The organism is Bradyrhizobium sp. Kon58, assembly GCF_055807455.1.
In genome coordinates, this window is sequence record NZ_JBVVOT010000142.1 from 1 (window position 1) to 488 (window position 488).

The window sequence follows — 488 nt, forward strand, 5'->3', positions numbered from 1 at the left end:
GTCGATCTTGCACCGCTGCTGAACTTCAACGAGGCCATCAAGCGATACGCCCGCAAACTCTTGGCCCTCAGCGCAAAGCGCAGAAAGGCGGCCTCCGCTGTTCAGCAACGGTTGATACAGCTCAACACCGACCGCTCAAAGGATTTCACTGGCTTGCTGGCACAGTTGAAAACCCTTCAAACACAGGCTGCACCACAGCCACTGGCACACCAGTTCTTCACACCTCATTACCAATCACCGCTGTACAACGCCTGCGTACGGGCAGTGGACGTGTTGAAGAAACTCAAGGATGACACGGACTTCGCAGCCTGGCTGAGTAAGCGGTCGAACGAAACCCAGGGCGACTGGTCGTTCTGGGACACGCTCGGGCAGCTCGTCAGTACCCTGCCGGCTGTTGTGGATTCGCCGCTGACCCGCTTTACCATTCAAGGCTTGCTACTCCCCCTGAGCGAGGTACCAGCGTACTGGCACCATGACGTCCAAGTGCT

1 protein-coding gene is annotated in these 488 nt (G+C 57.6%); it reads left to right on the plus strand.

Annotation, left to right across the window (positions count from 1 at the left end; translation table 11 throughout):
- Positions 1-488, plus strand: a 488-nt coding sequence (locus AC0L20_RS39855; protein WP_473295645.1) for a hypothetical protein, incomplete at both ends; no start/stop codon positions are given.